Source organism: Rhizobium johnstonii 3841, from assembly GCF_000009265.1.
Taxonomy (GTDB): domain Bacteria; phylum Pseudomonadota; class Alphaproteobacteria; order Rhizobiales; family Rhizobiaceae; genus Rhizobium; species Rhizobium acaciae.
Genome location: NC_008384.1, coordinates 422,259 through 447,820 on the forward strand (window position 1 = coordinate 422,259; position 25,562 = coordinate 447,820).

23 protein-coding genes are annotated in these 25,562 nt (G+C 60.9%); 17 read left to right on the plus strand and 6 right to left on the minus strand.

Features of this window, described 5'->3' with window-relative positions; genetic code table 11:
* The first annotated feature begins 3 nt into the window (after positions 1-3).
* The 17 genes from RL_RS31730 (at position 4) to mmsB (ending at position 19,409) form a co-directional block, all read left to right on the plus strand.
* The gene (locus tag RL_RS31730; RefSeq protein ID WP_011655130.1) at positions 4-1,344 is read left to right on the plus strand and encodes a polysaccharide biosynthesis/export family protein; all 1,341 of its coding nucleotides are present in this window, start codon (positions 4-6) and stop codon (positions 1,342-1,344) included.
* Positions 1,345-1,461: 117 nt separating this feature from the next.
* Complete coding sequence (locus RL_RS31735; protein WP_011655131.1) at positions 1,462-2,235, plus strand: glycosyltransferase family 2 protein; 774 nt, start codon at positions 1,462-1,464, stop codon at positions 2,233-2,235.
* Positions 2,236-2,261: 26 nt separating this feature from the next.
* The gene (locus RL_RS31740; RefSeq protein ID WP_011655132.1) at positions 2,262-3,422 is read left to right on the plus strand and encodes a glycosyltransferase family 4 protein; all 1,161 of its coding nucleotides are present in this window, start codon (positions 2,262-2,264) and stop codon (positions 3,420-3,422) included.
* Positions 3,409-5,508 (plus strand): hypothetical protein, encoded by a 2,100-nt coding sequence (locus RL_RS31745; protein WP_011655133.1) that lies wholly within the window; start codon positions 3,409-3,411, stop codon positions 5,506-5,508. Before RL_RS31740 ends, RL_RS31745 begins: the two co-directional genes overlap by 14 nt.
* A complete protein-coding gene (locus tag RL_RS31750; protein WP_011655134.1) occupies positions 5,505-6,392 on the plus strand; it encodes a DUF6492 family protein in 888 nt (295 codons plus the stop codon). Before RL_RS31745 ends, RL_RS31750 begins: the two co-directional genes overlap by 4 nt.
* Positions 6,389-7,216 (plus strand): membrane protein, encoded by an 828-nt coding sequence (locus tag RL_RS31755; RefSeq protein ID WP_011655135.1) that lies wholly within the window; start codon positions 6,389-6,391, stop codon positions 7,214-7,216. Before RL_RS31750 ends, RL_RS31755 begins: the two co-directional genes overlap by 4 nt.
* A complete protein-coding gene (locus tag RL_RS31760; protein ID WP_011655136.1) occupies positions 7,209-8,210 on the plus strand; it encodes a glycosyltransferase family 2 protein in 1,002 nt (333 codons plus the stop codon). Before RL_RS31755 ends, RL_RS31760 begins: the two co-directional genes overlap by 8 nt.
* A gap of 2 nt (positions 8,211-8,212) precedes the next feature.
* Positions 8,213-9,592 (plus strand): membrane protein, encoded by a 1,380-nt coding sequence (locus tag RL_RS31765; RefSeq protein ID WP_041936918.1) that lies wholly within the window; start codon positions 8,213-8,215, stop codon positions 9,590-9,592.
* 16 nt (positions 9,593-9,608) lie between these two features.
* Entirely contained in the window at positions 9,609-10,784 is a 1,176-nt protein-coding gene (locus RL_RS31770; protein ID WP_011655138.1) for a glycoside hydrolase 5 family protein, read from the plus strand.
* 444 nt (positions 10,785-11,228) lie between these two features.
* Entirely contained in the window at positions 11,229-11,732 is a 504-nt protein-coding gene (locus tag RL_RS38680; protein ID WP_011655140.1) for a hypothetical protein, read from the plus strand.
* Positions 11,733-12,212: 480 nt separating this feature from the next.
* The gene (locus tag RL_RS31780) at positions 12,213-13,418 is read left to right on the plus strand and encodes an ABC transporter substrate-binding protein (RefSeq protein ID WP_011655141.1); all 1,206 of its coding nucleotides are present in this window, start codon (positions 12,213-12,215) and stop codon (positions 13,416-13,418) included.
* A gap of 5 nt (positions 13,419-13,423) precedes the next feature.
* Positions 13,424-14,206, plus strand: a complete 783-nt coding sequence (locus RL_RS31785; RefSeq protein ID WP_011655142.1) for an ABC transporter ATP-binding protein — start codon at positions 13,424-13,426, stop codon at positions 14,204-14,206.
* Positions 14,206-14,907 carry an ABC transporter ATP-binding protein gene (locus RL_RS31790; RefSeq protein ID WP_028741797.1) on the plus strand — a complete coding sequence of 234 codons (702 nt, stop codon included), beginning with the start codon at positions 14,206-14,208 and terminating at the stop codon, positions 14,905-14,907. The genes RL_RS31785 and RL_RS31790 overlap by 1 nt, the downstream gene beginning before the upstream one ends.
* A gap of 4 nt (positions 14,908-14,911) precedes the next feature.
* Positions 14,912-15,799: a branched-chain amino acid ABC transporter permease gene (locus RL_RS31795; RefSeq protein WP_003547797.1), complete on the plus strand. Its 888-nt coding sequence runs from the start codon at positions 14,912-14,914 to the stop codon at positions 15,797-15,799.
* A gap of 1 nt (position 15,800) precedes the next feature.
* Positions 15,801-16,790 (plus strand): branched-chain amino acid ABC transporter permease, encoded by a 990-nt coding sequence (locus RL_RS31800; RefSeq protein WP_003547798.1) that lies wholly within the window; start codon positions 15,801-15,803, stop codon positions 16,788-16,790.
* Between the two features lie 131 nt (positions 16,791-16,921).
* Positions 16,922-18,517: a GMC family oxidoreductase gene (locus tag RL_RS31805; protein WP_028741798.1), complete on the plus strand. Its 1,596-nt coding sequence runs from the start codon at positions 16,922-16,924 to the stop codon at positions 18,515-18,517.
* Positions 18,518-18,527: 10 nt separating this feature from the next.
* Positions 18,528-19,409 (plus strand): 3-hydroxyisobutyrate dehydrogenase, encoded by an 882-nt coding sequence (gene mmsB / locus RL_RS31810; protein WP_011655145.1) that lies wholly within the window; start codon positions 18,528-18,530, stop codon positions 19,407-19,409.
* A gap of 16 nt (positions 19,410-19,425) precedes the next feature.
* On the opposite strand, the gene RL_RS31815 is transcribed toward mmsB, so the two are convergent.
* From RL_RS31815 to RL_RS31840, 6 genes are all read right to left on the minus strand, one after another.
* A complete protein-coding gene (locus RL_RS31815) occupies positions 19,426-20,184 on the minus strand; it encodes a fumarylacetoacetate hydrolase family protein (protein ID WP_011655146.1) in 759 nt (252 codons plus the stop codon).
* 79 nt (positions 20,185-20,263) lie between these two features.
* On the minus strand, positions 20,264-21,643 hold the full coding sequence (locus tag RL_RS31820) for an FGGY-family carbohydrate kinase (protein ID WP_011655147.1): 1,380 nt from the start codon (positions 21,641-21,643) through the stop codon (positions 20,264-20,266).
* Entirely contained in the window at positions 21,640-21,960 is a 321-nt protein-coding gene (gene rhaM, locus RL_RS31825; protein WP_003547822.1) for an L-rhamnose mutarotase, read from the minus strand. Before rhaM ends, RL_RS31820 begins: the two co-directional genes overlap by 4 nt.
* Positions 21,957-22,964 carry an ABC transporter permease gene (locus RL_RS31830; protein WP_011655148.1) on the minus strand — a complete coding sequence of 336 codons (1,008 nt, stop codon included), beginning with the start codon at positions 22,962-22,964 and terminating at the stop codon, positions 21,957-21,959. Before RL_RS31830 ends, rhaM begins: the two co-directional genes overlap by 4 nt.
* A complete protein-coding gene (locus tag RL_RS31835; protein WP_011655149.1) occupies positions 22,961-23,962 on the minus strand; it encodes an ABC transporter permease in 1,002 nt (333 codons plus the stop codon). Before RL_RS31835 ends, RL_RS31830 begins: the two co-directional genes overlap by 4 nt.
* 9 nt (positions 23,963-23,971) lie before the next feature.
* The gene (locus RL_RS31840; RefSeq protein ID WP_041936920.1) at positions 23,972-25,507 is read right to left on the minus strand and encodes a sugar ABC transporter ATP-binding protein; all 1,536 of its coding nucleotides are present in this window, start codon (positions 25,505-25,507) and stop codon (positions 23,972-23,974) included.
* Positions 25,508-25,562 lie beyond the last annotated feature (55 nt).

A 25,562-nucleotide genomic window follows, 5' to 3' on the forward strand; every position in this document is an offset into this window, starting at 1 on the left:
AACATGAAGCTTTCGCAAATAATATCTCCAGCTATGTCTGAATATAGGCTGAGAAGCGGTTCTCGCCTAAATCAAACAATACTGGGCGTTGTATTTGCGGCAATTGTTCCATTGACGCCGGCGGCTGAAGAATTACCTGTGCCCACGGAACCGGTCTCGGTTGTGACATCTGGTGAGACTTTGGCCCGCCAGCCTCAATTGTTGCGTGACGTTCTTCGCTCAGGCGATAAATTGAATCTCGCATTTTACGAAAGCCTGGCCTCCGTAGAAGATCGCTGGACGGGCTCACAGGGAACGGTTCCCTGGAACTTTTACCAGCGGCCCGAGCTCACTGGCGAATACGTCGTTGAAGCGGACGGAACGATTTCGGTTCCGCTATTGGGACGCTTCCCGGTTCGAGGGCTTCCTCCGGCGGATGTGGAGGCGATAATTCTACCGTCGTACGAAAGTTTGGTCGGCAGAAAGGGGTTCGTGAATATCGTCAAGATTGAGCACCAGCCAATTTATATTACCGGCCCGGTGCGTAATCCTGGCTCGTTTAGATATGTTGATGGCATGACTGTTCTGCATGCCGTTGCGCAAGCGGGTGGCATGGCGGCGAAGAGTATCGAGCCATGGCAGGGTGTGGAAATTACACGCCAGATCGAGCGGTTGAAGGCTGAGCTGGCCGATCTGAAGCGGCTTGCGTCGCGAACCGAGGTGCTCAGGGCAAAGCGCGATTCCGTACAAATTGCCAGCATTGGCACACTTGTTCTTGGTCCAGATCCCGATGCTCAACGGTTGCTGGATGATGAGACATGGCAGCGCCAATTGGTAACGACGAGTAAGGATGCGCAAAGCAGTGCTTACGCAAAATCTGTTGCCGATGCTCAGGCCGATCTCGATCTGCGTCAGGCACGCGTCGGTAATTATGATGCCACCATTCGGGTCCGTCAGGATCGGCTGGCAAGCATCGAGAAGTTGGCCAAAAACAAACTTGTCACCAGCATTGAGTTGACCCGGGCACAAAGCGAACTGACCGAGTCGGAAGATCGAAAACAGCAGGCCGTCATCGACGTCGAGAGTGCAAAGCAACGGCTGGCGGCAGCGAAACAGGACGTTGAGCGCGATCGTATCGAACGCAAGATCGAAATCGAAAAGTCGGCAGCGGATGCCGAAAGAGGCCTATCCACGGCGTTGAAGACGACCGAGAGCGATCTTGAAATTTTCCGGTCGATGGTATCGTCGAATGACAGCGCCGGTGTTGAATTCGAAATCGTTCGGCCTGGACCGAATGGTGTGATCGTCGAACCCGCGACCGAAGAAACGGTCTTACAGCCTGGCGATCTGATCAAAGTACATTGAGACCTAGCCACATACTCTTCCCGACAGGGGAGAGTTTAGTCCTCCTCTCGGCCAAAGAGCTCGGGGGCATCGTCGATTTGCGATTTGTCACGCGGTCCAAAACGCCAAGGAGAGCTTATGTCTGCAATCGAAGCTTTAGAATCCTCGCATTCCTCGGTGCCGGTCCAAGGTCCGATGTTCAATTTGCCAAGGACCTCACTCGTCATTCCAACCTTGAACGAAGCGGAAAACATTAAGCTTCTCTTGCCCCGCATACCGACATGGGTGCATGAAATCATCATCGTCGATGGGCGATCGACAGACGGAACGCCTGACATAGCGCGCAGCATGCGCGATGATGTCAAGATCGTACTTCAGCCTAAGAAGGGCAAAGGTATCGCATTGCGGACGGGCTTCGAAGCCGCATCTGGTGATATGATCGTGATGCTTGATGCTGACGGGTCGATGGATCCCTACGAAATCATCCTGTTCGTCGCGGCTCTTGTTGCAGGTGCGGATTTCGTCAAGGGTTCGCGCTTTATGCAGGGTGGCGGCACCAGCGACATGACGGTCATCCGCCGTTTCGGCAATCTGGGCCTGACCCTCCTGGTCCGGATGCTCTATGGCAGCTCTTTCAGCGATCTGTGCTACGGCTACATGGGCTTTTGGAGACGGCATGTTCCCTTGCTGCGTGCCGATTGCGACGGCTTCGAAATTGAGACGCTGATCAATTTGCGAGCCCTGAAGAACAAGCTCAAAATTATGGAAGTCGCGAGCTTTGAATCGGAGCGTATCTACGGCGTGAGCAATCTGCGTGCCCTTCCGGACGGTTGGCGCGTGCTGAAAACGATCTTCCGGGAGCGCGTCAGTACGCCGACGGGCGTCCAAGTCCTCGAGCAGGGCATGTCCTGAGGTCTGGATTTGATTGGCGAGGCCGCATGATGCGCATTTTGATGCTCAGCGCGAGATACCTGCCATTTGCCGGAGGAACGGAAACCCATGTAAGCGAGGTCGCAATCCGGCTCGTGCGCAAGGGGCATACGGTGACGGTATTGACGGGCAATCCCGACGGCCTTCTTCCGGCAGCGGAAACCCGAGACGGCGTGCAGATTGTCAGGCTCAAGAGCTATCCCCGCGGGCGGGATTGGTGCTTCGCCCCCGGCGTCTTCAGTGCGGTCGCCGAAGGGGATTGGGACCTGATGCATGTTCAGGGCTACCACACCTTCCTGGCACCGCTGGGAATGGCCGCCGCATCGCGCAAGGGGCTTCCTTTCGTGGTCACCTTTCACAGCGGTGGCCATTCGTCACGATTTCGGTCCTCGATCCGGTGCTTCCAACATAGAATGCTTGCGCCTCTGGCTGCTAGGGCCGCGCAACTCATTGGCGTGTCGCGATTCGAGGCGGATCTATTCAGCCAGAATATGGCAATCGCGAGAGACCGGTTCATCGTTATCCCCAATGGCGCGCGCCTGCCGGAAAAGTCCGGGCGGCGACCGGCTTCACCTCACGACAGGCCGCTGATTGTCTCGCTCGGCAGGCTGGAGCGCTATAAAGGTCATCATCGCGCGCTTGCTGCATTTAGTGTACTGGCAACAAAATTCCCTGATATGCGCCTTCGGATCCTAGGAGAGGGGCCCTATGAGGCGAAGCTGCGACAGCAGGTGACCGAGCTCGGGCTCGGCAACCGTGTCGAGATCGGGGCAATTCCGCCGACCGACCGCTCCGCAATGGCCGATCTTTTGTCTTCGGCCGCTCTTGTCGTGCTCCTCAGCGATTATGAAGCTCATCCCGTGGCGGTTATGGAGGCGCTTTCGGTCAAGGCTCCCGTAGTGACAACCGACACATCCGGCTTTCGGGAGCTGGCTGAGAAGGGCCTCGTGCGATCCATTCCGCTCAACGCTTCGCCAGACTTCACCGCGCGTGAAATGCTCGCCGCCATGGACGCGGGGCCGATCTCAATTGAGACGAAGTTGCCGGACTGGGACGATTGCACGGACCGGCTGCTGATGGTGTACAGACGCGTACTTTCGCATCCGCAGCCTGAACTGCGAACCGGTCCGGCACTGCTTGGAGATTTGAAGCACGATGACCGTTGTTAAGGGGCGGGCTTCTCCAGGCCGGCAGAAGGCCTACCAGGACGGAGCTTATCGTCATCGCTATCCAGGAAGGGTTTCCATTCCACGCGTCGATCTGTGGATCGCCGCATTTCTGGGCCTGCGCAGGCAGGACAGCGCGGTCGGGGGCGTTGCCGATCCTTCGTCGCTGGGGATGTCGCCGGTCTTTGCCTTCCTGTGCAGCTGCGCCCTAGTTGTGGCCGCTCTTGCCGCAAATGCCAGTCGGCTGGGAGAGAGCTGGGCGGTTCCGACGTTCTATTGCGCCATCGCCGCGATCTTTCTCCCCGCGGCGGCGCGAATCATCCACCCGGGAGCCAGCCGCCTGGAGCGCTTGGCGCTCATAGTGATCGTGACCTCAGCCCTCTTCGTGGTACGCGTCATCCGCGCGCCCGTCGCCTTCATAGACCATGACGAATTCCTGCACTGGGCGACGGTGAACGATATTCTCGAGGCGGGGCGGCTGTTCCTGCCCAATCCGCTTTTGCCGGTCAGCCCGCTCTATCCCGGGCTGGAGCTGATAACGTCCGCTTTGGTCAGCCTGTCCGGACTGTCCGTCTTCGCGGCAGGCCTCATCGTGTTGGCGGCGGCACGGATGATGCTGATGCTCACGCTATTCCTGCTCTTCGAAAAGATCACGGATTCGGCACGGATCGCCTCCATCGCCTGCCTGATCTACATGGGCTCGTCCACGTTTTTGCTGTTCGACGTCCACTATTCCTACGAAAGCCTGGCGATCCCCATGCTTGCGGCGGTCCTGTTGGCTTCGGAAAGCCGACGCATGGAGCGAAGCGACGCGGCAGGCTGGCCGATGGTCGCCGCCACCATGGTCCTGATCGTGGCGCTCGCGGCTACTCATCATCTCACCTCCTATTTTTGCACGGCCCTTTTGTGCGGCACGGCGGTGATGGAATGCCTGAGACAGGGCGCGTCCACTATGCAGAGGCGGCAGGCGATCCTGCTGGCCTCGATCGCCGTGATTGCTCCGGTCGCCTGGTCGAAGATCGTTGGGAACCCCACCGGCAGCTACATCCTTCCCGTACTGGCAGGCGGCATACACGAGGTAGCGCAACTCGTATCGAGTTCGACCTCGACGCGTAAGCTTTTCGTGTCGGACACGGGAGCCTTGGCGCCTGCTTGGCAACGTTACCTGACGATGGCGGGCGTCGCGCTGATCTGCCTGGGACTTCTCACCGGCTTTCTCCGCTCGCTCGTTTTCAATGGGCAGCACCGGAATGCGAGCATCCTCTGGCCGCCGACCAGATGGCGTCTATGGCGGTCAAGCCTTCTCCAGATCCTCGTTTTGGTGACGCTGGCCTATCCAGTCAGTATCATCTTCCGCCTGACGCGCAGTGGGTGGGAGATCGGCAACCGCATCGGCTCGCTATCCTTCCTCGGCGTCGCAATTGTCGTCGCGGTGGCCGTCGCGGCGTTCTGGCACGGCACGTCGCGTGGCTGGCTGCGCGCAACGGCGCTTGCCGCCGCCGCAACGACGGTGCTGATTGCTGGCGTCATCAGTTCCGAGGGACCACGTATCCTGGTTCCGGCCGGCTATGAAGTGTCGGCCGACTCCTCGTCGATAGAACCGATGGGGATCAGCGCCGCAAGGTGGACCAGGGAATGGCTGGGCGGCGACCAGCATTTCGCAACCGACCGGATCAATCGCCTGCTCCTGTCTACCTACGGCCGGCAAAAGGTCTCGACCACGCTTGAGAGTGGGCAGGATACAGGCATGGCCATCACCTCAGCCGATCTCGGCCCGATGGAACGCAAGCTGCTGATCGACTCGGGCGTCGGTTTCGTCATGGTCGACCTGCGCATGACCACCGGCCTGCCCGGCGTCGGCGTCTATTTCGACGGCGGCGCGCAGGACCGAAACCACATGGTCCCCCTCCAGTCCTCGTCGCTCCTTAAGTTCAACTCCGAGCCCGATGTCGACCGCACCTTCGACAACGGCTTCATGGTCATTTTCGACGTCGGGCGGCTCGGGAAAACACGGCAGCCCGCCGTCCCTCGCAAGCGGACCGGAGAGCCGGTGCAATCCTTGGGACGAACAGACGGAGATTTGCAATGATCGATAGCCGTATCGACGCTTTCATGTGCGTCCATTCGCGGGACATCGAATATTTACTCGAAGCGTCCCTTCGCTCCTACCAGCAGCATTTCCCCGACAAGGGAAACCTGACCATGGTCACCGACAACCCGGCGGCTTTAAGAGCCTTCCTCGACGCGAAGGGTCTCGTGCCTGGCGCAGCTGTCTCCGGCGACAACGACTGGCTTTCGGCCAGCGAACTGGAGCTTCCCGGCTGGTTTCGGCAGCAGATCATCAAGCTGCGCGCCTTCGAATTCTGCCGGACCGAGCATTTCTGTAATCTCGGTGCGGATACACTGCTGCTGCGGCCCATCGCGACGACCGATCTGATCGACCGGCGCGACCCGGTTCTCTATTATTCCAGCCACAGGCTTCCCGATCTGCACTACCGTTTCGAGAAGAAACGGTTGCGCAATGTTGCAAAGATCCTCGGCGTCGAGCCGGCCCGGTCTTTTCGCTACGTCGATTTCATCAACGATTTCTTCTGCTTCAAGCGTGAATGGCTCATCGCGCTGAATGACTACATCGCGTCGAAATACGGCTCAAAACCCTACGTCGAGCTGCTCAAGGGTCTGAGTGCGTCAAAAGACCAGACGCGGTTCGGAGAATGGACGCTCTATTCCGTTTTTCTGCTCGATGTGATGCACCGGTCGCCGACGATGCGCGATGCGCGCGGGGCCTATCTGACGCAGATCCATAGCCGTCTCGGCCTCACTCTGAGCCGTCTGGACAGCAAGATCGTTCATCTCGTCCAGAAATCCTTCGACCCGAACGTGATCCGGCAGAAGCTGATGAAGGTGAACCCAGGCGCCGCTCAGATCATCGGCGCGACGGCATGGGCGGATGCAGGAGCTCGTCCCCGATGATGGCCCGCCGTGTCTTTCTGGGAATCATTCCGCTGTGGGTTCTTGCCGCTGCGTTGGCCGTAACGTGGCTGCCCGAAACCTTTTCGACCTGGGAGAAGGCCGTCCGCCTAGTGCTCTGCGCGCCGCTGATACTGTATTTCCCGGGCCGCATGCTGGTGGACACCCTGCGCATAGAGGGCGATATGGTCACGAGGGGGACGCTCTCGGTGTTCCTGAGCTTCGCGGCCTGCATTTTTTGTGGGCTTCTGCTGCATGTCGTCGGGCATCTCGATGCGCGGGGCTGGGTCTACGCGCTGGGCCTGACGACTATCGCCGTTCGGTGGCTGAATGTCGTTTTGCAGCTCGCAAGTCCGGTTCCAGCCATTCCCTGGGCTTGGCCCGGCCGCCGTTTTGGGGCCTTCGCAGCTTCCATGATCTTGGCGACGAGTGCCGTCCTCATGGCGCGCCCGGTCGCGCTTGAACGCAAGCCGTTTCAATTCACCGAGCTTTGGATGGTGCCCAAATGGAACTGGACGAACAATGTGGTAACGGTAGGCGTGCGCAATTCGGAAGACGCCAAGACGCTTTACAGTCTTGACCTTGTTCTGGGCGGCACGCTGATTGGAAAGATGCCAACCTTCGAACTGGCGCCTTCCTCCAGCCAAACCTTCGAATTCTCCGTGCCGACAAAAACGCGCCCCCCCGCACGGCTGGAAGCCTGGCTCTACAAGGACGGCGACAGGGGAACGATCTACCGCAAGGTCTGGATGACCATCGACACGCTCCAGTCCCCGGCACCGACCGGAATAACCCTTCAGTTCGCTCCGGAGACGAAAAATGGATAATGTCCAGCACCTCGTGCCCGGCAAGCTCACGACGGCGATCGTCATCTGCTGCTATTCCGACAAGCGCTGGGACATTCTGAACAAAGCAATCGAGGCCGCAGCGCGCCAGGTCCCGGCCGCGGACGAGATCGTCGTCATCGTCGATCATAATCCGGCACTGGCGCTGCGTCTGTGCGCCAAGCGCTTCGAAACGCCGGTCAGGATCGTCGAGAATATTCATCCGCCCGGCCTCTCCGGTGCCCGCAACACCGGGATTTCCGTCAGCCGCGGCGAGGTCATCCTGTTTCTCGACGACGACGCCGTGTCGGATCAAGATTTGCTTGCGACCTTGGTGCGGCAACTCGAGGATCCCTCGGTTCTGGGCGCCGTGTCCGCCATCCGCCCGTTGTGGGAAACAGACCGTCCGTCCTGGTTTCCCGACGAATTCCTGTGGACCCTCGGCTGCACCTATCGCGGCCTTCATCCGGGGCCGGTGCGCAACCTCATCGGCGCGTCGATGTGCATCCGCCGCGACGTCTTCGATCATACGGGCGGCTTCGATTCCGGCTTGGGCCGAACGGCCAAGGCTTTGCCGCTCGGATGCGAGGAAACCGAACTCTGCATCCGTGCAACCAAGGCCTTACCGCATGGCCGTTTCGTCTTCGAGCCATCGAGCGGCAGCGATCACGCCATACCCGCCGATCGCGCGACGTGGAAATATTTCCTTCATCGATGCTGGGCCGAAGGGCTTTCAAAGGCCAGCCTATCGTTGATGGCAGGCTCCGGCGAGGCGCTGGCGTCGGAAAAGACCTATATGACGAGGACGTTGCCCCAAGGGGTTATGCGGGGATTCGCTGATGTGTTGCTTGGCCAGCCGAGCGGCCTTCTTCGCGCCGTCGCGCTGGGCGCCGGCCTGGCGGCCACCGCGGCCGGCTTCGCTCTCGGCCGGACCCGCGCTGCCCTTACGCGACCGTTCACCTCCGTTCCTGCTCGCGCTCTCGAACCGGTGGAATAGGCATGATGACCCTCAGCGCCGCCATTACCAAGGTCCGCAGCCTCCTGATGAATCAGGCGGTTTTGCTCCTCAATGCAGGCATGCTGGGGCTTGGAACGTTGATGACGGCCATTCTTGGCTTCGTCTACTGGTGGTTTGCGGCGCGCTCCTTCTCGGCCGAAGCCGTTGGGCTCGCAGCCGCCGCCATATCGTTGATGAATCTCCTCGCGAATCTCGGTGAAGTCGGTCTCGGGCCCTTCCTGATGGGCGAGATAGGCCGTCAGAAAAGAGCAGGCCCGTTTCTGACGGGCGCCCTCCTGGCATCGTTCAGCGCCTCCATCGTCGTGGGGCTGATCTACCTTGTTATCGCAGCCTGGACATCGACGCAGCTTGGCTCGATCGTCGGTTCCTCCGCGACCGATCTCTTCTTCGTCGCTGGTTGCGCTCTGACGGCCGTGACCCTCGTGCTCGACCAAGCCCTGGTCGGCCTTCTGCGCAGCGGCCTTCAACTGGCCCGGAATGTCGTCTTTGCCGCCAGCAAGCTTCTTCTACTGATCGCCCTCGGCCTGACACTTGGCCGGGCGACCAGCGGACTGGCGATCTTCGCCACCTGGTTTACCGGGCAGCTTGTCTCGCTGGTCGTCGTGGCCGGGCTTCTTGTTTATGCCGGCAGGCGCGTTTTCCACCGGCCGGAGATCCGCGCCTTCCGCCCGGTGCTCGGACAGGTTTTCGGCCATCATACGCTCAGCATGGCTGTTCAGGCGCCGGCGCTGCTGCTGCCCTTCGTCGTCACGGTGATGCTGTCCGCTGAGATCAACGCCGCCTTCTATGCCGCCTGGACGGTGCTGAACGTCGCGCTTCTAGTCCCTGCGTCACTCGCCTCGGTGTTGTTTGCCATCGCTGCGCGGGAGCCGGAGCTATTTCCTTCGCGCCTGCGCCTGTCGCTCGGCTTGTCGATGCTGGTCTGCGCGGCGACCGCCTTGGCGTTCCTCTTCCTGTCGCGCTTCATGCTCTGGGTATTCAATCCCGCCTATGCTGTGATTGCAGGAAATGGCCTCCAGTTTCTTGGCGTTGCCGCTTTCGGAATGGCGTTGAAGTATCATTATCTGGCGGTTCAACGTCTCCGACGGCGCCTGGGTTTTGCCACGCTCGTTCTGACCGGCGGTGCGGTGCTGGAGATCGCGGCCGCCGTCGGTGGTGCGCAATTCGGGATCGCAGGCACAGCCAACTTCTGGGTCATTGCTGTTTCGCTGGAGGGGCTGCTTCTGTGCCCGGCATTGTATTGGGCCACACGGCACACTGCGACCCAGTCCACCATCGCGCCATCAGCGGCTGCTGGTGTCTCCACATACGGCAATTCCCTCGACGAGACAGACCAAATCGGAATTGCGTCACGGGCTTGAAAGGGAGTTTCTTCGAATGAGACGTATTCACCATTTCCGGAATTTCGCTATCGGCGCTGTGGCGCTTCTTTGGTCTGCTCAAGTCGGATCTGCGGACGCGCAGTCGTCTGCGCAGCCCTCTTTCGTCACAACGAAAGAGGGGGGCTTCCTGCTAGACGGCAAGCCATTTCGCGTGGCCGGCGTAAACAACCATTATCTGACATTTGGCTCGTCAGGCGAAGTCACCCGCGTGTTGGACGATGCCACGGCAATGGGTGCCAATGTGGTGCGCACCTTCCTGCAACCGGTTATAGGGTCGTTGGACGGCCGGGTGCCGACGATTTGGAATTCAAAAAGCACGGCCGATTCCAGCAATCTGGGGACCAAGGGCATCTATATGATGAGTTGGGATCCGATAACCAACAAGATGGTTCCCAACGACGGACCTGACGGCCTGCAAAAGGTCGATTACCTCATCGCGGAAGCGGCGAAGCGCAAGCTCAGGCTGATCCTCGCATTCGTCGATTTCTGGGCCTACACGGGCGGTGCCCAGCAGATGAACGCCTGGTACGGGAGTTCGGACAAATACACCTTCTTTGCCGCTGATCCGCGAACCCGACGCGATTACAAGGCATGGGTTGGGCATGTTCTGTCGCGCGTCAACACGATTACTGGTGTCCGCTATTCCGATGACCCCACCATATTTGCCTGGGATCTGGCCAACGAACCTGACATCCATCCCAAACCGCTCCTTCATGAGTGGGTGTCGGAAATGTCAGCCTATGTCAAATCCCTGGCACCGAAACAGCTGGTAACGACGGGCCATGGGAACATGGATCAGAAGCTGGCGGATATGAACATTCCAAGCGTCGATTTCGGCACCTGGCATGGCTACCCATCCTACGTCAAAATGAGCCATTCCGATTTCGATGCCCGCATTCGCGAATACTGCGCGATCGGGCGAAATATCGGAAAACCGGTGATCCTGGAGGAGTTTGGAATTCCGCGGTCCGATGCCGATCAGGCAAATGCCTATGGGACTTGGCTGAACACGATCGCCACCTCGGATTGCGGAGGCTGGGTGGTCTGGCGGCTCACCAGCACGCAGGACTCGGGCCTCTATCCCCAGGACGACTACGACAAATTCGACATCCATAACGATGGGAGCCCTGCTTGGCAGGCTCTGCGAGACGCCGCCCTCAAGCTTCAATAATCAGGCCACCGGAGCCATTTCGCCGTTCAGCATTCGTCGTCTTGAGCGATGGATCGGGCCGGGTGTTGCCATTTGATTTGATGGCTGCCAACAACATGTGGCATATCGCTCGAAGGCGGAAACCGATTTCAAAATGAAAACACGCGTGACACGACGATCGGAAGCGCGCCCGCGAACCGGGATGGTTGCGCGAACGAACAAGCGATAGCGATCTCAACACGCCAGAGTATTGACCTAAATGCTTCCATATTTTTCTTGCGATCTAAACTGGGTCTCTAGCTTCGCCAAATATTCGCGGTATATCCAAGATATTAGGGACAAACTGGAGATTTTTCGAAGGTCAGCAGTTGGCAATATGAATAATGCGGACGGCTCGCTCCCAGAAGCGGTATCGTATATTGATACATCATCGGGCTATCCCGATTCGAAACAGGGATTCCGGCAGTGAACTCTTCACGCTTTCTCCAATCAATCGTCGAAGCCGAATCCCACGATACACGCTTGAATTTCGCCCGCGCCGCGATTTTTCAGCTTTATAGTGCTTGCCTGCCAACCGGTTCTGCGCCGGCTCAGTTTTCCGTCGAACTCACTCTATCCGAAGAAGAACCTGTCACGCTCGTCGTGCGGCCGTTCGTCAATAAGGTCGAAGCACTTGGCGGGCTTGTGAAATCCCTGTTTTCGACAAAGGGGGAAACCGAACTGCGAGTCCTGCCATGCAGGTTGGAGGATAAGATTGGATCCGGCATTGGATTGATACTTTTCGTCGACGATGAGCCGATGATTACCATCGGATCTCTTGCAGATAATAGCGGACTGTTTCTTCGCCAAATCGAGTCCGCATCCAGGAATACTTCCGGGGCCGCGACAATCGGTACTGTGGTAGGCCAACGACTTGCTAGTGTGGTTCCTCTTCCGACTGGATCTCTCGATCTGCGTAAGCCGAAATAACTGTCGCTTGCACCTCTGCCTCGCTTGTGCCGTGCGGATCAGCTCAGCCGCAAATCGCACGCTCGATCGCCTTCCGGCGGTTGATCTGACCTTCGCCTGGCCGTTGCGCCGCTGTGGAGTGACGCCATTGCGAGCGGAGTAAAGGTCTCGCACAGAACGCGAGCAAAACGCTCGACGACGGGAAGATCCGACCTCACGCGATTGGTCTTTTGTCTGCTGTCAGGCCTGCCGAAGCTTCGAACTGCCCTAGTTCTAACGGTAACGCTTACCATTTCGCGCTTTTTAGAAGCGCCGACTAGAATGGTCTAATTCACCCCCTGTTCAAAAATGCACAGATGCTGTTTGGAATTAGTTGTAAATCACCCGTTGCCTCAGGGCGGGATTTCCGTGATCGTAAGTTGAGGGTCCGTCGTTCTGAGGAGAACGGCTGGCCAAATTTGAACAGATCCGCAATCTGGCCAATCTCTGGGAGGAGAGAATATGCGTAAGAATCTCATTGCATCAGTTGCATTTCTGCTTGCGAGCAGCACTGCGGTGCTCGCGCAGAGCGCGACCGACGGCAAGGTCAAGATCGGCATCCTGAACGACCAGTCGGGTGTCTATGCCGATTTCGGCGGCAAGTCCTCCGTCGAAGCCGCCAAGATGGCGGTCGAGGATTTCGGCGGCAAGGTGCTTGATGTGCCGGTTGAGATCGTCGATGCCGACCACCAGAACAAGGCGGATATCGCCTCCAACATCGCCCGCCAGTGGTATGACACCGAGCAGGTGGATGCGATCATGGAGCTGACGACCTCGTCGGTGGCGCTTGCTGTGCAAGCGATCGGCAAGGATAAGAAGAAGATCGACATCGTCACCGGTGCGGCGACGACGGATCTGACCGGCAAGGCTTGCTCGCCTTACGGCTTCCATTGGGCCTACGACACCCATGCGCTGGCCGTGGGCACCGGCGGCGCGCTCGTCAAGCAGGGCGGCGACAGCTGGTTCTTCCTGACCGCCGACTATGCCTTCGGCTATTCGCTGGAGCAGCAGACCAGCGATTACGTCAAGGCGAGCGGCGGCACGGTCGTCGGTGCTGTGCGCCATCCGCTGTCGAGCCAGGACTTCTCGTCCTTCCTGTTGCAGGCGCAATCATCAGGCGCCAAGGTGATCGGCCTTGCCAATGCCGGCCTCGACACTTCGAACGCCATCAAGCAGGCGGCCGAATTCGGCATCACCCAGGGCGGCCAGCATCTGGCGGCACTGCTCTTCACGCTCGCCGAAGTTCACGGTCTCGGCCTTGAAGCGGCTCAAGGGTTGACGCTGACGGAGGGCTATTATTGGAACCGCGACGACGAGAGCCGCGCCTTCGCCAAGAAGTTCTTCGCCCGCACCGGCAAGATGCCGAACATGATCCACACCGGCACCTATTCGGCGGTGACGCAATATCTGAAGGCGGTGCAGAAGGCCGGTACCGACGAAACGGAAGCCGTCGCCAAGCAGCTACATGAAATGCCGGTCGATGACGTCTTCGGCCGCGGCGGCACGGTCGGCGCCAATGGCCGCATGATCCACGACATGTATCTGCTGCAGGTCAAGAAGCCTTCCGAAAGCAAGGAGCCGTGGGATTACTTCAACGTGCTCGCCACCATTCCCGGCAAGGAAGCCTATATCGATCCCGCCAAGAGCGGCTGCGATCTGGTGAAGTAAGCACGATGGCGGTTTCCGCAATTGAAACTCAGGAAAAGCCGCGGGTGGTATTGTCCGCCCGCGGCCTGCGCCGCGATTTCGGCGGCTTCACGGCCGTCAAGAACGTCGATCTCGATGTGCATGACGCCAGCGTGCATGCGCTGATCGGGCCGAACGGCGCCGGCAAGACGACGGTCTTCAACCTGCTGACCAAGTTCCTGCAGCCGACCTCAGGCACCATCACCCTGATGGGCGTTGACATCACCAAGACGCCGCCCGACAAGGTGGCGCGCATGGGGCTGGTCCGCTCTTTCCAGATTTCGGCGGTCTTCCCGCATCTGACAGTTCTCGACAATGTGCGCGTGGCGCTGCAGCGGCCGAACAATCTTTCCACACAGTTCTGGCGGCCACTCTCCGCACTCGACCGGCTGAACGAGCGCGCCGAGCAACTGCTCGCCAGCGTCGGGCTTTCCAAGGAGCGCGATCACATCGCCGCCGATCTTTCCTATGGCCGCAAGCGCGTGCTGGAGATCGCCACCACGCTGGCATTGGATCCGAAGGTGCTGCTGCTCGACGAGCCAATGGCCGGCATGGGGCAGGAGGATGTCGGCGTCGTCTCGTCGATTATCCGCGAGGTCGCCCACGACCGGGCAGTGCTGATGGTCGAGCACAATCTCTCCGTCGTCGCCAATATCTGTCAGCATGTCACCGTATTGCAGCGCGGCGAGATCCTCGCCGAGGGCGATTATGCGACCGTCAGCCAGGACGAGCGCGTGCGTGTGGCCTATATGGGCACGGAGGAGCATTGATGGCCACTCTCCTCGAAGTCCAGGGGCTCAATGCCTGGTACGGCGAAAGCCACGTCCTGCACGGCGTCGACATGCGTGTGGCCGAAGGCGAGACGATCACCATTCTCGGCCGCAACGGCGTCGGCAAGACGACGACGCTGCGCACCATCACCGGCATCGTGCGGGCCCGCAAGGGCAAGATCAGCTTTGACGGCAGCGATATGATGCAGGTGCCGCTGCACAAGACGGCGCATCGGGGCATCGGCTTCGTGCCGGAGGAGCGCGGCATCTTCTCGACGCTGACCGTTTCCGAAAACCTGCTGCTGCCGCCTGTCGTGGCAGAGGGCGGCATGACGCTCGACGAGATCTACGAGCTCTTCCCCAATCTCTACGAGCGTCGCGGCAGCCCGGGCACCAAACTGTCAGGCGGCGAGCAGCAGATGCTGGCGATCGCCCGGATCCTGCGCACCGGCGTCAGGCTGCTCATTCTCGACGAACCGACGGAAGGGCTTGCCCCCGTTATCGTCCAGCGCATCGGCGAGGTGCTGAAGACGCTGAAGGAGCGCGGCATGACGATCCTGCTCGTCGAGCAGAATTTCCGTTTCGCCAGCCGTATTGCCGATCGCTTCTATCTGATGGATCATGGGCAGATGGTGTCGGAATTCCCGGTCGGTGAATTGCCGCAGCGCATGGATACGCTGCACAAGGTTCTGGGAGTGTGACCAGATGACGATGATCTTCGGCATTCCCCTGCAGGCGCTGTTCGGCCAGCTGCTGATCGGCCTGATCAACGGCTCGTTCTACGCGCTGCTCAGCCTCGGCCTCGCCATCATCTTCGGCCTGCTTAGGGTGATCAACTTCGCCCATGGCGCGCAATATATGCTCGGCGCCTTCGTCGCCTATCTGCTGCTGACCTATGCCGGCATCGGCTACTGGCCGTCATTGATCCTGGCGCCCGTTATCGTCGGCCTTGCGGGTGCAATCATCGAGCGGCTGTTCCTGCGCCGGCTCTACGATCTCGATCCGCTCTACGGCCTGCTCTTCACCTTCGGGCTGGCGCTCGCGGTCGAGGGCACCTTCCGTTATCTCTACGGCTCTTCCGGCCAGCCCTATGCAACGCCAGCGGCCCTTGCCGGCGGGGCGAACCTCGGCTTCATGTTCCTGCCGATCTATCGCGGCTGGGTGGTGGTCGTCTCGCTCGTCGTCTGCCTCGGCACATGGCTGCTGATCGAGAAGACCAAACTCGGGGCTTACCTGCGTGCCGCCACCGAAAACGCCGTGCTGGTGCAGGTCTTCGGCGTCAACGTGCCGGTGCTGTTGACGCTCACCTACGCGCTCGGCGCCGGTCTCGCCGCCTTTGCCGGCGTGCTGGCGGCGCCGATCTACCAGGTCTCGCCGCTGATGGGCTCGAACATGATCATCGTCGTCTTCGCCGTCGTCGTCGTCGGCGGCATGGGATCGATCATGGGCGCGATCATCACCGGTTATGTGCTCGGCATTGCCGAGGGCCTGACCAAGGTCTTCTATCCCGAGGCGTCCAACATCGTGATCTTCGTCATCATGGCGATCGTGCTTCTCATCAGGCCCGCGGGCCTCTTCGGACGGGATGCTTGACATGGCTGACATCACCGAAACCATCCAAACGGAAAAAAGCCGAACCGCCCTTTCGGTGCAGGCGGGTTTTCTGCTGGCGGGACTGCTGCTCCTGCTGCTGGCGCCGTTCTTTTTCTATCCGATCTTCCTGATGAAGCTGCTCTGCTTCGCGCTCTTTGCCTGTGCCTTCAACCTGCTGCTCGGCTATACCGGCCTGCTGTCCTTCGGTCACGCCACCTTCTTCGGCGGTGCCGCCTATTTCACCGCCTATACGGTGAAGGAATGGGGCCTGCCGCCGGAACTCGGCATTCTGATCGGTGTGGCGGGTGCGGCGTTTCTCGGTCTCGTCATGGGCTTCTTCGCCATCCGCCGCCAGGGCATCTATTTCGCGATGATCACGCTGGCGCTGTCGCAGATGTTCTTCTTCTTCTGCCTGCAGGCGGAATTCACCGAAGGCGAGGACGGCATCCAGTCGGTGCCGCGCGGCCATCTCTTCGGCTTCATCGATCTGAACAGTTCGACCAACATGTATTACTTCGTACTGGCTGTCTTTCTCGTCGGCATCTTGATCATCTGGCGCTTTATCAATTCGCCCTTCGGCATGATCCTGAAATCGATCCGCGAAAACGAGCAACGGGCGATCTCGCTCGGTTATTCGGTGGCGCGCTACAAGCTCGGCGCCTTCGTCATGTCGGCAGCGCTTGCCGGGCTCGCGGGCGCGGTGAAATCGATCGTCTTCCAGTTCGCGACGCTGACCGATGTCGCCTGGCAGATGTCGGGCGAGGTGATCCTGATGACGCTGCTCGGCGGCATCGGTACGCTGATCGGCCCGCTCTTCGGCGCCGGGCTGGTGGTGGTGCTGGAAAACTACCTCGCCACCTCGGAATTCCCGGTGACGATCATCACCGGCATCGTCTTCATGGTCTGCGTGCTGATCTTCCGCCGCGGCATCATCGGCGAATTCTACGCCTCGCGGCTGGGGCGGAAACTGGGCTTCGTCTATCGCCGCTGAACGGGCGGACCTCTCTCTTTCCGGAAAGAATACCTCTTTCGGAAAAGAGACGGGCGGCGGCGCTGCGACTCTTCCTCTCCCCGTGCTGCGGGGAGGGGGAAGCGGCAAGCATCTGGAGTCTCATGCGGGGCATGGATCGTTACGACTATATCATCATCGGGGCAGGCAGCGCCGGCTGCGTGCTCGCCAACCGGCTGTCTGCCGATGGCCGGAGCCGGGTGCTGCTGCTCGAAGCCGGCGGCAGCGACAATTATCACTGGATCCATATTCCGGTCGGTTATCTTTATTGCATCAACAACCCGCGTACCGACTGGTGCTTCACCACGGCGCCGGAAGCGGGATTGAACGGCCGGGCGCTGAGTTATCCGCGCGGCAAGGTTCTCGGCGGCTGTTCGTCGATCAACGGCATGATCTACATGCGCGGCCAGGCGCGCGATTACGACCTCTGGCGGCAGATGGGCTGCAGCGGCTGGGGCTGGGACGATATTCTGCCATTCTTCCGCAAGTCGGAGGATTTTTATCGCGGCGAAGACGAGATGCATGGTGCCGGCGGCGAATGGCGCATCGAGAAAGCGCGCGTGCGCTGGGCCGTGCTCGATGCCTTCCAGCAGGCCGCCAGGGAAGCGGGCATCCCGGAGACTGCGGATTTCAACCGCGGCAGCAACGAGGGCTCCGGCTATTTCGACGTCAACCAGCGCTCCGGCATTCGCTGGAATACCTCGAAGGCCTTCCTGCGGCCGGCGATGAGGCGCTCCAACCTGACCGTCCTGACCAAGGCGCAGGTCCGGCGGCTGCTGGTGGAGGAAGGCGCCGTTGCCGGCGTCGAGTTTCAGCATCGTGGCGTGGCGAAACGCGCCTACGCGGCGAAAGAAACTGTCCTGTCAGCCGGTTCGATCGGCTCGCCGCATATCCTGGAACTGTCAGGCATCGGCAGGGGCGAGGTTCTTCAGCGGGCCGGCGTCGATGTCGTCACCGAGGTCAAGGGTGTCGGCGAGAACCTGCAGGACCATCTGCAGCTGCGTCTGGCCTACAAGGTCACAGGCGTTCCGACGCTGAACGAGAAGGCGACGAAGCTGATCGGCAAGGCGGCAATCGGGCTCGAATATCTCGTCCGCCGCTCCGGGCCAATGGCAATGGCGCCGAGCCAGCTTGGCATCTTCACCCGATCGGGCCCGGACCGGGAAACGCCCGACCTGCAATATCACGTGCAGCCGGTCTCGCTGGAGAAGTTCGGCGATCCCGTCCATCCTTTCCCGGCAATCACCGCGAGCGTCTGCAATCTGAGGCCGGAAAGCCGCGGTTCGGTGCACCTGTCCAGCCCGGATTTTGCCGCCCAGCCGACGATCAGTCCGAAATACCTCTCGACGCAGCGCGATCGTGACATAGCTGTTCGTTCAATACGGTTGACGCGCAAGATCGTCGCGCAACCTTCGTTTGCCTGTTTCAGGCCGGAGGAATTCAAGCCGGGGCCTGCCTATCAGACGGAGGCCGATCTGGAGCGGGCGGCGGGCGAGATCGGCACGACGATTTTCCATCCCGTCGGCACCTGCCGCATGGGGGCCGACAGGGACAGCGTTGTCGACCCCCGGCTGAGGCTCCGGGCGCTCGGCAAGCTCAGGATCGCCGACGCCTCGGTGATGCCGTCGATCACGTCGGGCAACACCAATTCGCCGACGATCATGATCGCCGAAAAGGCGGCAGCGATGATCCTCGAAGACAATCGATAGGGAGAAGACCATGGCAAGGATCGCATTCATCGGCCTCGGCAACATGGGTGGGCCGATGGCGGCCAATCTGGTCAAATCAGGTCACGAGGTCCTCGGCTTCGATCTCGCGGCTTCGGTGCTGAAGGCGGCCGAGGAGAGCGGCGTCAAGCCGGCAAGCCATGCCAGCCAGGCGGTCAAGGACGCGGACATCATCATCACCATGCTGCCGCAGGGCAGACACGTGCTGACGGCCTGGACCGATATCCTGCAGTCGGCCGCGCAAGGCACGCTGGTCATCGATTGCTCGACCATCGATGTCGAAAGCAGCCGCAAGGCGCATGAGATGGCCAAGGCCGCAAGCTGCCTGTCGCTCGACGCCCCGGTTTCAGGCGGCACCGGCGGGGCGACCGCGGGCACGCTGACCTTCATGGCAGGCGGCTCGGAAGACGCCTTCGCCAGGGCGAAGCCGATCCTGGAGGCGATGGGTAAGAAGATCGTCCATTGCGGTGAGGCCGGCGCCGGCCAGGCAGCGAAGATCTGCAACAACATGATATTAGGCATTTCGATGGTGGGCGTCTGCGAGGCCTTCGTGCTCGCCGAAAAGCTTGGCCTCTCGCATCAGGCGCTGTTCGACGTCGCCTCGACCTCGTCAGGCCAGTGCTGGTCGATCAATACCTATTGCCCGGTGCCTGGCCCGGTGCCGACCTCGCCGGCGAACAATGACTACAAACCGGGCTTTGCCGCGGCACTGATGCTCAAGGATCTCAGGCTTTCCCAGGAAGCGGCGCTGGCGAGTGGCGCCTCCACGCCGCTCGGCGCGGAAGCAGCGCAGCTTTTCGCGCTCTTCGAAAAGCAGGGCAATGGCGGAAGGGACTTTTCCGCCATTATCGAGATGTTTCGCGAGAAGGCGTAAGCACCGCGGCGTCAAATCAAGCCTTCGACACCGAGAAGCTGAGCCTGATGTCGCCGAGCAGGATGTCGATCTCGCCGGGTTCGGTCAGTTCGATCGCGCCGCTCAACGTGCCTGTGGTGATAAGCGCACCTGCCTTCAGCGATGTCTCGGGGCGCAAGCCGTCATTGGCATAATCGACGAGCCAGGTGAGAACGTCGCCTTTCGGATGCTGTGCCGGACCATCATAGATCGTGTGGCCGGCATGAGTGACCTTGAGTGGTGTTCCCCCGACGGTGTTGACAACGCTTTTTTCGAGCTCCGGGCCGAGCACATAGCCGCTATTGCCGAGCCGGTCGGCGACGAACAGCAGAAAGGACACGCTGCCGCTTTCCTTGACAGCGCTGATCAACAGTTCGGCGCCGAGATAGACAGCGGAGATTGCCTCGAGCACCTCAGTGCGGCTGTAGGGAACGCCCGTGCGGACCGGCAGGTCGCTGCCGAGACGGACGGCGATCTCGGTCTCGAATTTCAACCCCGGATACCAGGGAATGTCAGCGCCCGAGACGGCTTCGGCATAGGGATGCAGCGGAGCGGTGACCGCCTGGCCCTGCGGCGAGACCGTCACCTTCCAGGCATTGCTGGAAATACCGTCTGCAGCAGTGAGCAAATTCTGCGCCTCCATCGCCTGATGCAGATCGGCTGGCAGCGCGAAAGTGTCCGTTGCCTCCTGCCGACCGGCCTGTCGCAGGCTGTGAAGCCTGGCTGCAACCGTGCGCGGATCGAATGTCTCTGTCATGCTATCTCCTCGACATGATTTTCGAGGTGCCACACTAGCGGCAAGGCAGGGACGAACAAGGCCGCTTTTGGAAAGACTCCTATTCCATCGCCGCGTACCAGCGGGTGCGATAGGCGGCCAGTTCGGGAATATCTGTCGGCGGAACATGCGTCTCGGCACCCGACACCGGCCGGATGCCGGTGAGAAGGGCCGCCCCCTGGCTGGTGCCGGTCGAGCCGGGAAGGGCCATGACCTCGCGGCCGGTTAGGGCCGCCAGCAGCTTGAGATAGGTCCCATTCAGCGCAAAAGGCCCTTCGACGATAATAGGGCCTTTGGCGCCGATCAGTCCGAGGCAGGCATCGGTCATCAAGGCGAGATAGAGACAGGCGGCGGCAGAACGCTCCTCGCGGCTTGCCTCTTCGGCGCCGATCCAGCGGCTTGTCTTTCCGGGGAAAGGCCCGGAACCGGAGGCAATATTCGGCAGCAGCATCATGCCTTTGTCGATGACGGGACCGATTGCCGCCTGGGCGGCTTTTTCGTCGACAGGGCCGATCTCGGCCGACAGGATCTCGAATTCCCGGCCGCCCATGAAACGGGAGGAGGGGACGGCCCGGCCATAGGCATCGACATTGGCGAGCGCATCGCGTTTCGCATCGAGATGATCGAGATCGCCGCCGACGCCGAAATTGATCACCCATGTGCCTGTGGAGACGACGGCGAAGGGTGCCTCCCGATGAACCAGATGCGGCAGCAGCGAGGCATTGGAATCATGAATGCCGCAATAGACCGGCACAGGTGCGACAAGGCCGAGTTCAGCGGCGATATCCGGCAGGACCGGGCCGAGCGCATCGAAGGCGGAGCGGATCGGCGCCATGAGGTCGCGAATGCCAAGCCTGTCGACGAGCGAGGAATAGTGGCCCTCCCTCGGGTTCCAGAGATCGGTATGGCAGCCGAGCGAGGTCAGCTCATTGGCGGTAACACCCGTCAGCCGCGCCGTCCAATATTGCGCATAGGTGAGGATGGTCGCCACCTCGGCGAATTCCTCGGGAAAGGCGGTCTTCTGGTAGTGCAGCTGCGCGCCGACATTGAGACCCATCGCGAGGTGCGGCGAGAAGGTTTCGTCGAAGGAGGGGCGCAGTGCCGTATAGGCGTCGCGGATGTCCTGCGGATATTCGTGTTCATAGTCGATGACAGGCATGGCAAGCGCGCCGTCCCGGCCAAGCAGTGCTGCGGATGCGCCATGGGTGGTGATCGAAATGGCGTCGAAGCCGGGCTCGCGCGCAAGGCTCTTCAGCGCATCGAGCGCAAAGGACCAGAGAGCCTCTACGTCGAAATGCGGATAGAGGCCGGATTTGATCGCGATATTCGGCCGTTTCAGGACGGCGATCTCGGCGCCCGTCTCGCTGTCGAGGACGACGACCTTGGCATTGGTCTTGCCGATGTCGAGGACGGCGATGCGGCGATAGGAGGTGGCGTTCATGGCATATGGAAGACGGTGACCAGGTCGCTCTGGACCGGTGAATTATCGGGATTGGTCGCCATGATGTCGGCCATATAAGCCCACCATTTTTTCACGACCGGATGCTCCGGCAGGCTCGCCATCGTGTGGTCGGCCGGCCGCGTCAACACGCCGAAAAGCGTGTTGGTCTCGCGGTCGAGATGGATGGAATAGTCGCTGGCCCCTGATTTATGCAGGAGATCGACCAGTTCCGGCCAGATCTCGTCATGCCGCCTGCGGTATTCGGCTTCCATGCCGGGATTGAGCTGCATTTTGAAGGCGTGTTTTTCTAAAGTCATCGGGAGCTCATGACCTTGATGCGACGGGCGATGATCGGGATGGCGATGGTGATGATCAGAAGCAGGCCGATGAAGATCGACATGACGATGCCGGGCACGTTCAGCAGGCCGAGGCCGAAGGTGACGAGACCCATGACGAAGGCGGCGATGACGACGCCGACGATCGTACCTGAGCCGCCGAGGATCGAGATGCCGCCGAGCACGACCATGGTGACGACCTCGAGTTCCCAGCCCTGGGCGATCGACGGCCGGGTCGAGCCGAGGCGTGAGGTCAGGCAGACGGCGGCAACGCCGCTCATGACGCCGGTCAGCAGGAAGAGGATGAATTTGACGCGTTCGACCGGAATGCCGGAGAAGCGGGCGGCGAAGTCGTTGTTGCCGATAGCATAGACCTGCCGGCCGAAATTCGTCGCATGCAGCAGGATGGCGAAGAGGATCGCCAGCACGATGAAGAGCACGAATTCGAAGGAGAATACCCAGACGACATAGCCCTGGCCGAAATAGGCGAAATCAGCCGGGTATTTGCCATAGGCCTGGTCGCCGAGCACGATATAGGAAATGCCGCGGAATAGGCTCATCGTGCCGATGGTGACGACGATCGACGGCAGTTTCAGCACCGAGACCAGCATGCCGTTGAAGGTGCCGCAGGCAAGGCCGGTGCCGATGCCGATCGCGACCAGACCCGGTGTGCCGATGCCGGCCTGCGCTGCCGCGCCCATCGCCGTCGAGGCGAGCGCGATGATCGCGGCGACCGAGAGGTCGATCTCGCCCGATATGACGAGCAGCGCCATGGCGAAGGCGATCATCGCCTTTTCGGTGAAGTTGAAGGTGGCGTCCGAGAGGTTCCAGGCATCGAGGAAATAGGGCGAGGCGAGCGAATTGAAGATGAAGATCAGGACGGCGACGGCAAAGAGCAGCACTTCCCAGCTCGCGATAATGCGGCGGAAGGGTGTGCCGAGGCGGTCGGGAATGACCCGCTTTTCGTGTGTGGACACGGTGCTCATGCTGCGGCCTCCGTTCTGATCTCGGCTGCGGCGCGGTCGCGCAGGATGATGCGGCCGCGGTTGCGCTCACGCCTGGCGTTGAAGGCGACGGCGAGAATGATGACGGTTCCGGAGATCGCCATCTGCGTGAAGGGTGAAATGCCGATCACCGGCAGCGCATTCTTGATGACGCCGAGGAAGAGCGCGCCGAGCACGGTGCCGGCGACCGAGCCGACGCCGCCGGCAATCGAAATGCCGCCGATGACGCAGGCCGCAACGCTGTCGAGCTCGAAGCCGTTGGCGATATCGACATAGGCGACGGCATAACGCGACACCCAGAGATAGCTCGCAAGGCCGGCAAGGGCGCCCGACAGAACGAAGGCCAGGAATTTCGTCCAGCCCGTATCGATGCCGGCATAGACGGCCGCGGTCGGATTGCCGCCGGTGGCATAGGCCGAGCGGCCGAACTGGGTGTATCTGAGCAGGACATACATCAGAAGCACGATGACGATGCCCACCCAGCCGAGAACCGGCAGGCCGAGGATCGGCGTGCGCGGCACCGACAGGAAGACCGGCGTCATCTGGTGAGCATTCACCCATGCCCCGCCCGAGAGCACGAAGGCCATGCCGCGATAGATGGTGAGCGTGCCGAGTGTCACGACGATCGGCGGGATTTCGAGCGCCCAGACGAGAAAGCCGTTGATGGCGCCGAGGCAGGCGCCGATGACGATCGCGGCAATGATCAGCACGACGAGCGGCAGGTCGGGATAGGCGGCATTCATCATAGCGATCGCCATGCCGGTGAAGGCGAGGTTGGCGGCAACCGACAGGTCGATCGATTTCGTCAGGATGACCGTCATCTGGGCGAGCGCCAGGATGATCAGGATGGAGGTATCGTTGAAAATGCCGGCGAGATTCTCCGGCGTTGCGAAATCGGCAGCGCGCGTCGAAAAGATCGCGATCATCACCACGATGATGAGGAACAGCAGGGTTTCGCGTTTTCTGATCAGTCTTGCCATGCTCTTACCTTATGCATTGCCGGTGGCGGCGCGCACCAGCGCTTCCGGCGACAGCTCGGCGCGTTCGAAAATTCCGGCGGCGAGACCCTCCTTCATCACCAGGACGCGGTCCGACATGCCGATGATTTCGGGCAGTTCGGACGAGACCATGATGATCGACAGGCCCTCGGCGGCGAGTTCGCTGATGAAGCCGTGCACGGCTGCCTTCGAGCCGATGTCGATGCCCTTTGTGGGTTCATCGAGGATGATGACCTTCGGCGCCGTCGCCAGCCATTTGCCGATGACGACCTTCTGCTGATTGCCGCCCGACAGCGTGCCGACCGGGACGGAAAGGGCCGCGGCGCGCAGGTCCAGCCGCTCGGCATATTTGCGGGCAAGCGCGAATTCTTCCGCCGCCCGGAGAAAGCCCCGGCGCGAGGTGCGGGTAAGCGAAGGCAGCGTCATGTTCTGGAAGATCGGCATCGGCAGCGCCAACCCGTGGCGGCCGCGCTCCTCCGGCACATAGACGATGCCGGCGCGGATCGCGTCCTGCGGCGAATGGATGGTGATCTCGCGGCCTTCGAGCATCATCTTGCCGGAGAGCGGCCTGGTGATGCCGAAGAGCGATTGGGACAGTTCCGAACGCCCGGCGCCGATCAGGCCGTAAATGCCGAGAATCTCGCCCTGGCGCAGGGTGAAGGAGATGTCGCGGAATTCGGTGCGATGGCTGTAGTTGCGGATCTCGAGAACCGGGCCGCCGAAGGCAACGTCGACCTTCGGAAAGGCATTCTCGACGTCGCGGCCGACCATCATGCGGACGATCTCGTCCTGCGGCGTTTCCTTGAGCCGGCCCTGACCGACGGCGCGGCCGTCGCGGAAGACGACGAAATCGTCGGCGATCTCGTAGACCTCGTCGAACTTATGGCTGATGAAGAGGATCGCCTTGCCCTTTTCCTTCAGGCCCCGGACGATGCGGAAGAGATCGTCGATCTCCTTGCGGGAAAGAGCTGCCGTCGGTTCGTCCATGATGACGATGCGGGCCTCGATCGACAGAGCGCGCGCAATCGCCACCAGATGGCGCTGCGCGATCGAGAAGTCCTTCAGCCGGATCGTCGGGTCGATATTGCTTTCGAGCGCGGTCAGCAGCGCCTTGGCGCGGCTATTCATCGCCTGCCAGTCGATGGTGCGCAGACGCGTGCGCGGCGCATGGCCGAGGAAAATGTTTTCGGCAACCGTCAGCTCGTCGAACAGCACGGTTTCCTGATGGATGGCGGTGACGCCAGCATCGATCGCGGCCTGGGCGCTGGCAAAGGTCACCGGCTGGCCATCGACCAGGATCTCGCCTTCGTTCGGCCTGTAGATGCCGGTCAGGATCTTGACGAGGGTCGATTTGCCGGCGCCGTTTTCGCCGATCAGCGCGGTGACCGTGCCGGGATGCAGCGCGATGCTGACATTGTCGAGCGCCTTCACGCCCGGGAAGATCTGGGAGATGCCGCGCATTTCCAGAATGGCGGGCGCATCACCGGTTTTGCTGTCCGTGGCGGTTTGTTGAAAGGCAGCGTTCATCAAGCTTCTACCAGTGTCGAATGAGAATCCCGGCGACCATCAGGCCGCCGGGCTT

Excerpts from the sequence above, each read along its gene's own strand:
- RL_RS31730 (WP_011655130.1), top strand. The coding sequence starts at position 4 with ATGAAGCTTTCGCAAATAATATCTCCAGCTATGTCTGAATATAGGCTG.
- RL_RS31735 (WP_011655131.1), top strand. The coding sequence starts at position 1,462 with ATGTCTGCAATCGAAGCTTTAGAATCCTCGCATTCCTCGGTGCCGGTC.
- RL_RS31740 (WP_011655132.1), top strand. The coding sequence starts at position 2,262 with ATGATGCGCATTTTGATGCTCAGCGCGAGATACCTGCCATTTGCCGGA.
- RL_RS31745 (WP_011655133.1), top strand. The coding sequence starts at position 3,409 with ATGACCGTTGTTAAGGGGCGGGCTTCTCCAGGCCGGCAGAAGGCCTAC.
- RL_RS31750 (WP_011655134.1), top strand. The coding sequence starts at position 5,505 with ATGATCGATAGCCGTATCGACGCTTTCATGTGCGTCCATTCGCGGGAC.
- RL_RS31755 (WP_011655135.1), top strand. The coding sequence starts at position 6,389 with ATGATGGCCCGCCGTGTCTTTCTGGGAATCATTCCGCTGTGGGTTCTT.
- RL_RS31760 (WP_011655136.1), top strand. The coding sequence starts at position 7,209 with ATGGATAATGTCCAGCACCTCGTGCCCGGCAAGCTCACGACGGCGATC.
- RL_RS31765 (WP_041936918.1), top strand. The coding sequence starts at position 8,213 with ATGATGACCCTCAGCGCCGCCATTACCAAGGTCCGCAGCCTCCTGATG.
- RL_RS31770 (WP_011655138.1), top strand. The coding sequence starts at position 9,609 with ATGAGACGTATTCACCATTTCCGGAATTTCGCTATCGGCGCTGTGGCG.
- RL_RS31780 (WP_011655141.1), top strand. The coding sequence starts at position 12,213 with ATGCGTAAGAATCTCATTGCATCAGTTGCATTTCTGCTTGCGAGCAGC.
- RL_RS31785 (WP_011655142.1), top strand. The coding sequence starts at position 13,424 with ATGGCGGTTTCCGCAATTGAAACTCAGGAAAAGCCGCGGGTGGTATTG.
- RL_RS31790 (WP_028741797.1), top strand. The coding sequence starts at position 14,206 with ATGGCCACTCTCCTCGAAGTCCAGGGGCTCAATGCCTGGTACGGCGAA.
- RL_RS31795 (WP_003547797.1), top strand. The coding sequence starts at position 14,912 with ATGACGATGATCTTCGGCATTCCCCTGCAGGCGCTGTTCGGCCAGCTG.
- RL_RS31800 (WP_003547798.1), top strand. The coding sequence starts at position 15,801 with ATGGCTGACATCACCGAAACCATCCAAACGGAAAAAAGCCGAACCGCC.
- RL_RS31805 (WP_028741798.1), top strand. The coding sequence starts at position 16,922 with ATGGATCGTTACGACTATATCATCATCGGGGCAGGCAGCGCCGGCTGC.
- mmsB (WP_011655145.1), top strand. The coding sequence starts at position 18,528 with ATGGCAAGGATCGCATTCATCGGCCTCGGCAACATGGGTGGGCCGATG.
- RL_RS31815 (WP_011655146.1), bottom strand. The coding sequence starts at position 20,184 with ATGACAGAGACATTCGATCCGCGCACGGTTGCAGCCAGGCTTCACAGC.
- RL_RS31820 (WP_011655147.1), bottom strand. The coding sequence starts at position 21,643 with ATGAACGCCACCTCCTATCGCCGCATCGCCGTCCTCGACATCGGCAAG.
- rhaM (WP_003547822.1), bottom strand. The coding sequence starts at position 21,960 with ATGACTTTAGAAAAACACGCCTTCAAAATGCAGCTCAATCCCGGCATG.
- RL_RS31830 (WP_011655148.1), bottom strand. The coding sequence starts at position 22,964 with ATGAGCACCGTGTCCACACACGAAAAGCGGGTCATTCCCGACCGCCTC.
- RL_RS31835 (WP_011655149.1), bottom strand. The coding sequence starts at position 23,962 with ATGGCAAGACTGATCAGAAAACGCGAAACCCTGCTGTTCCTCATCATC.
- RL_RS31840 (WP_041936920.1), bottom strand. The coding sequence starts at position 25,507 with ATGAACGCTGCCTTTCAACAAACCGCCACGGACAGCAAAACCGGTGAT.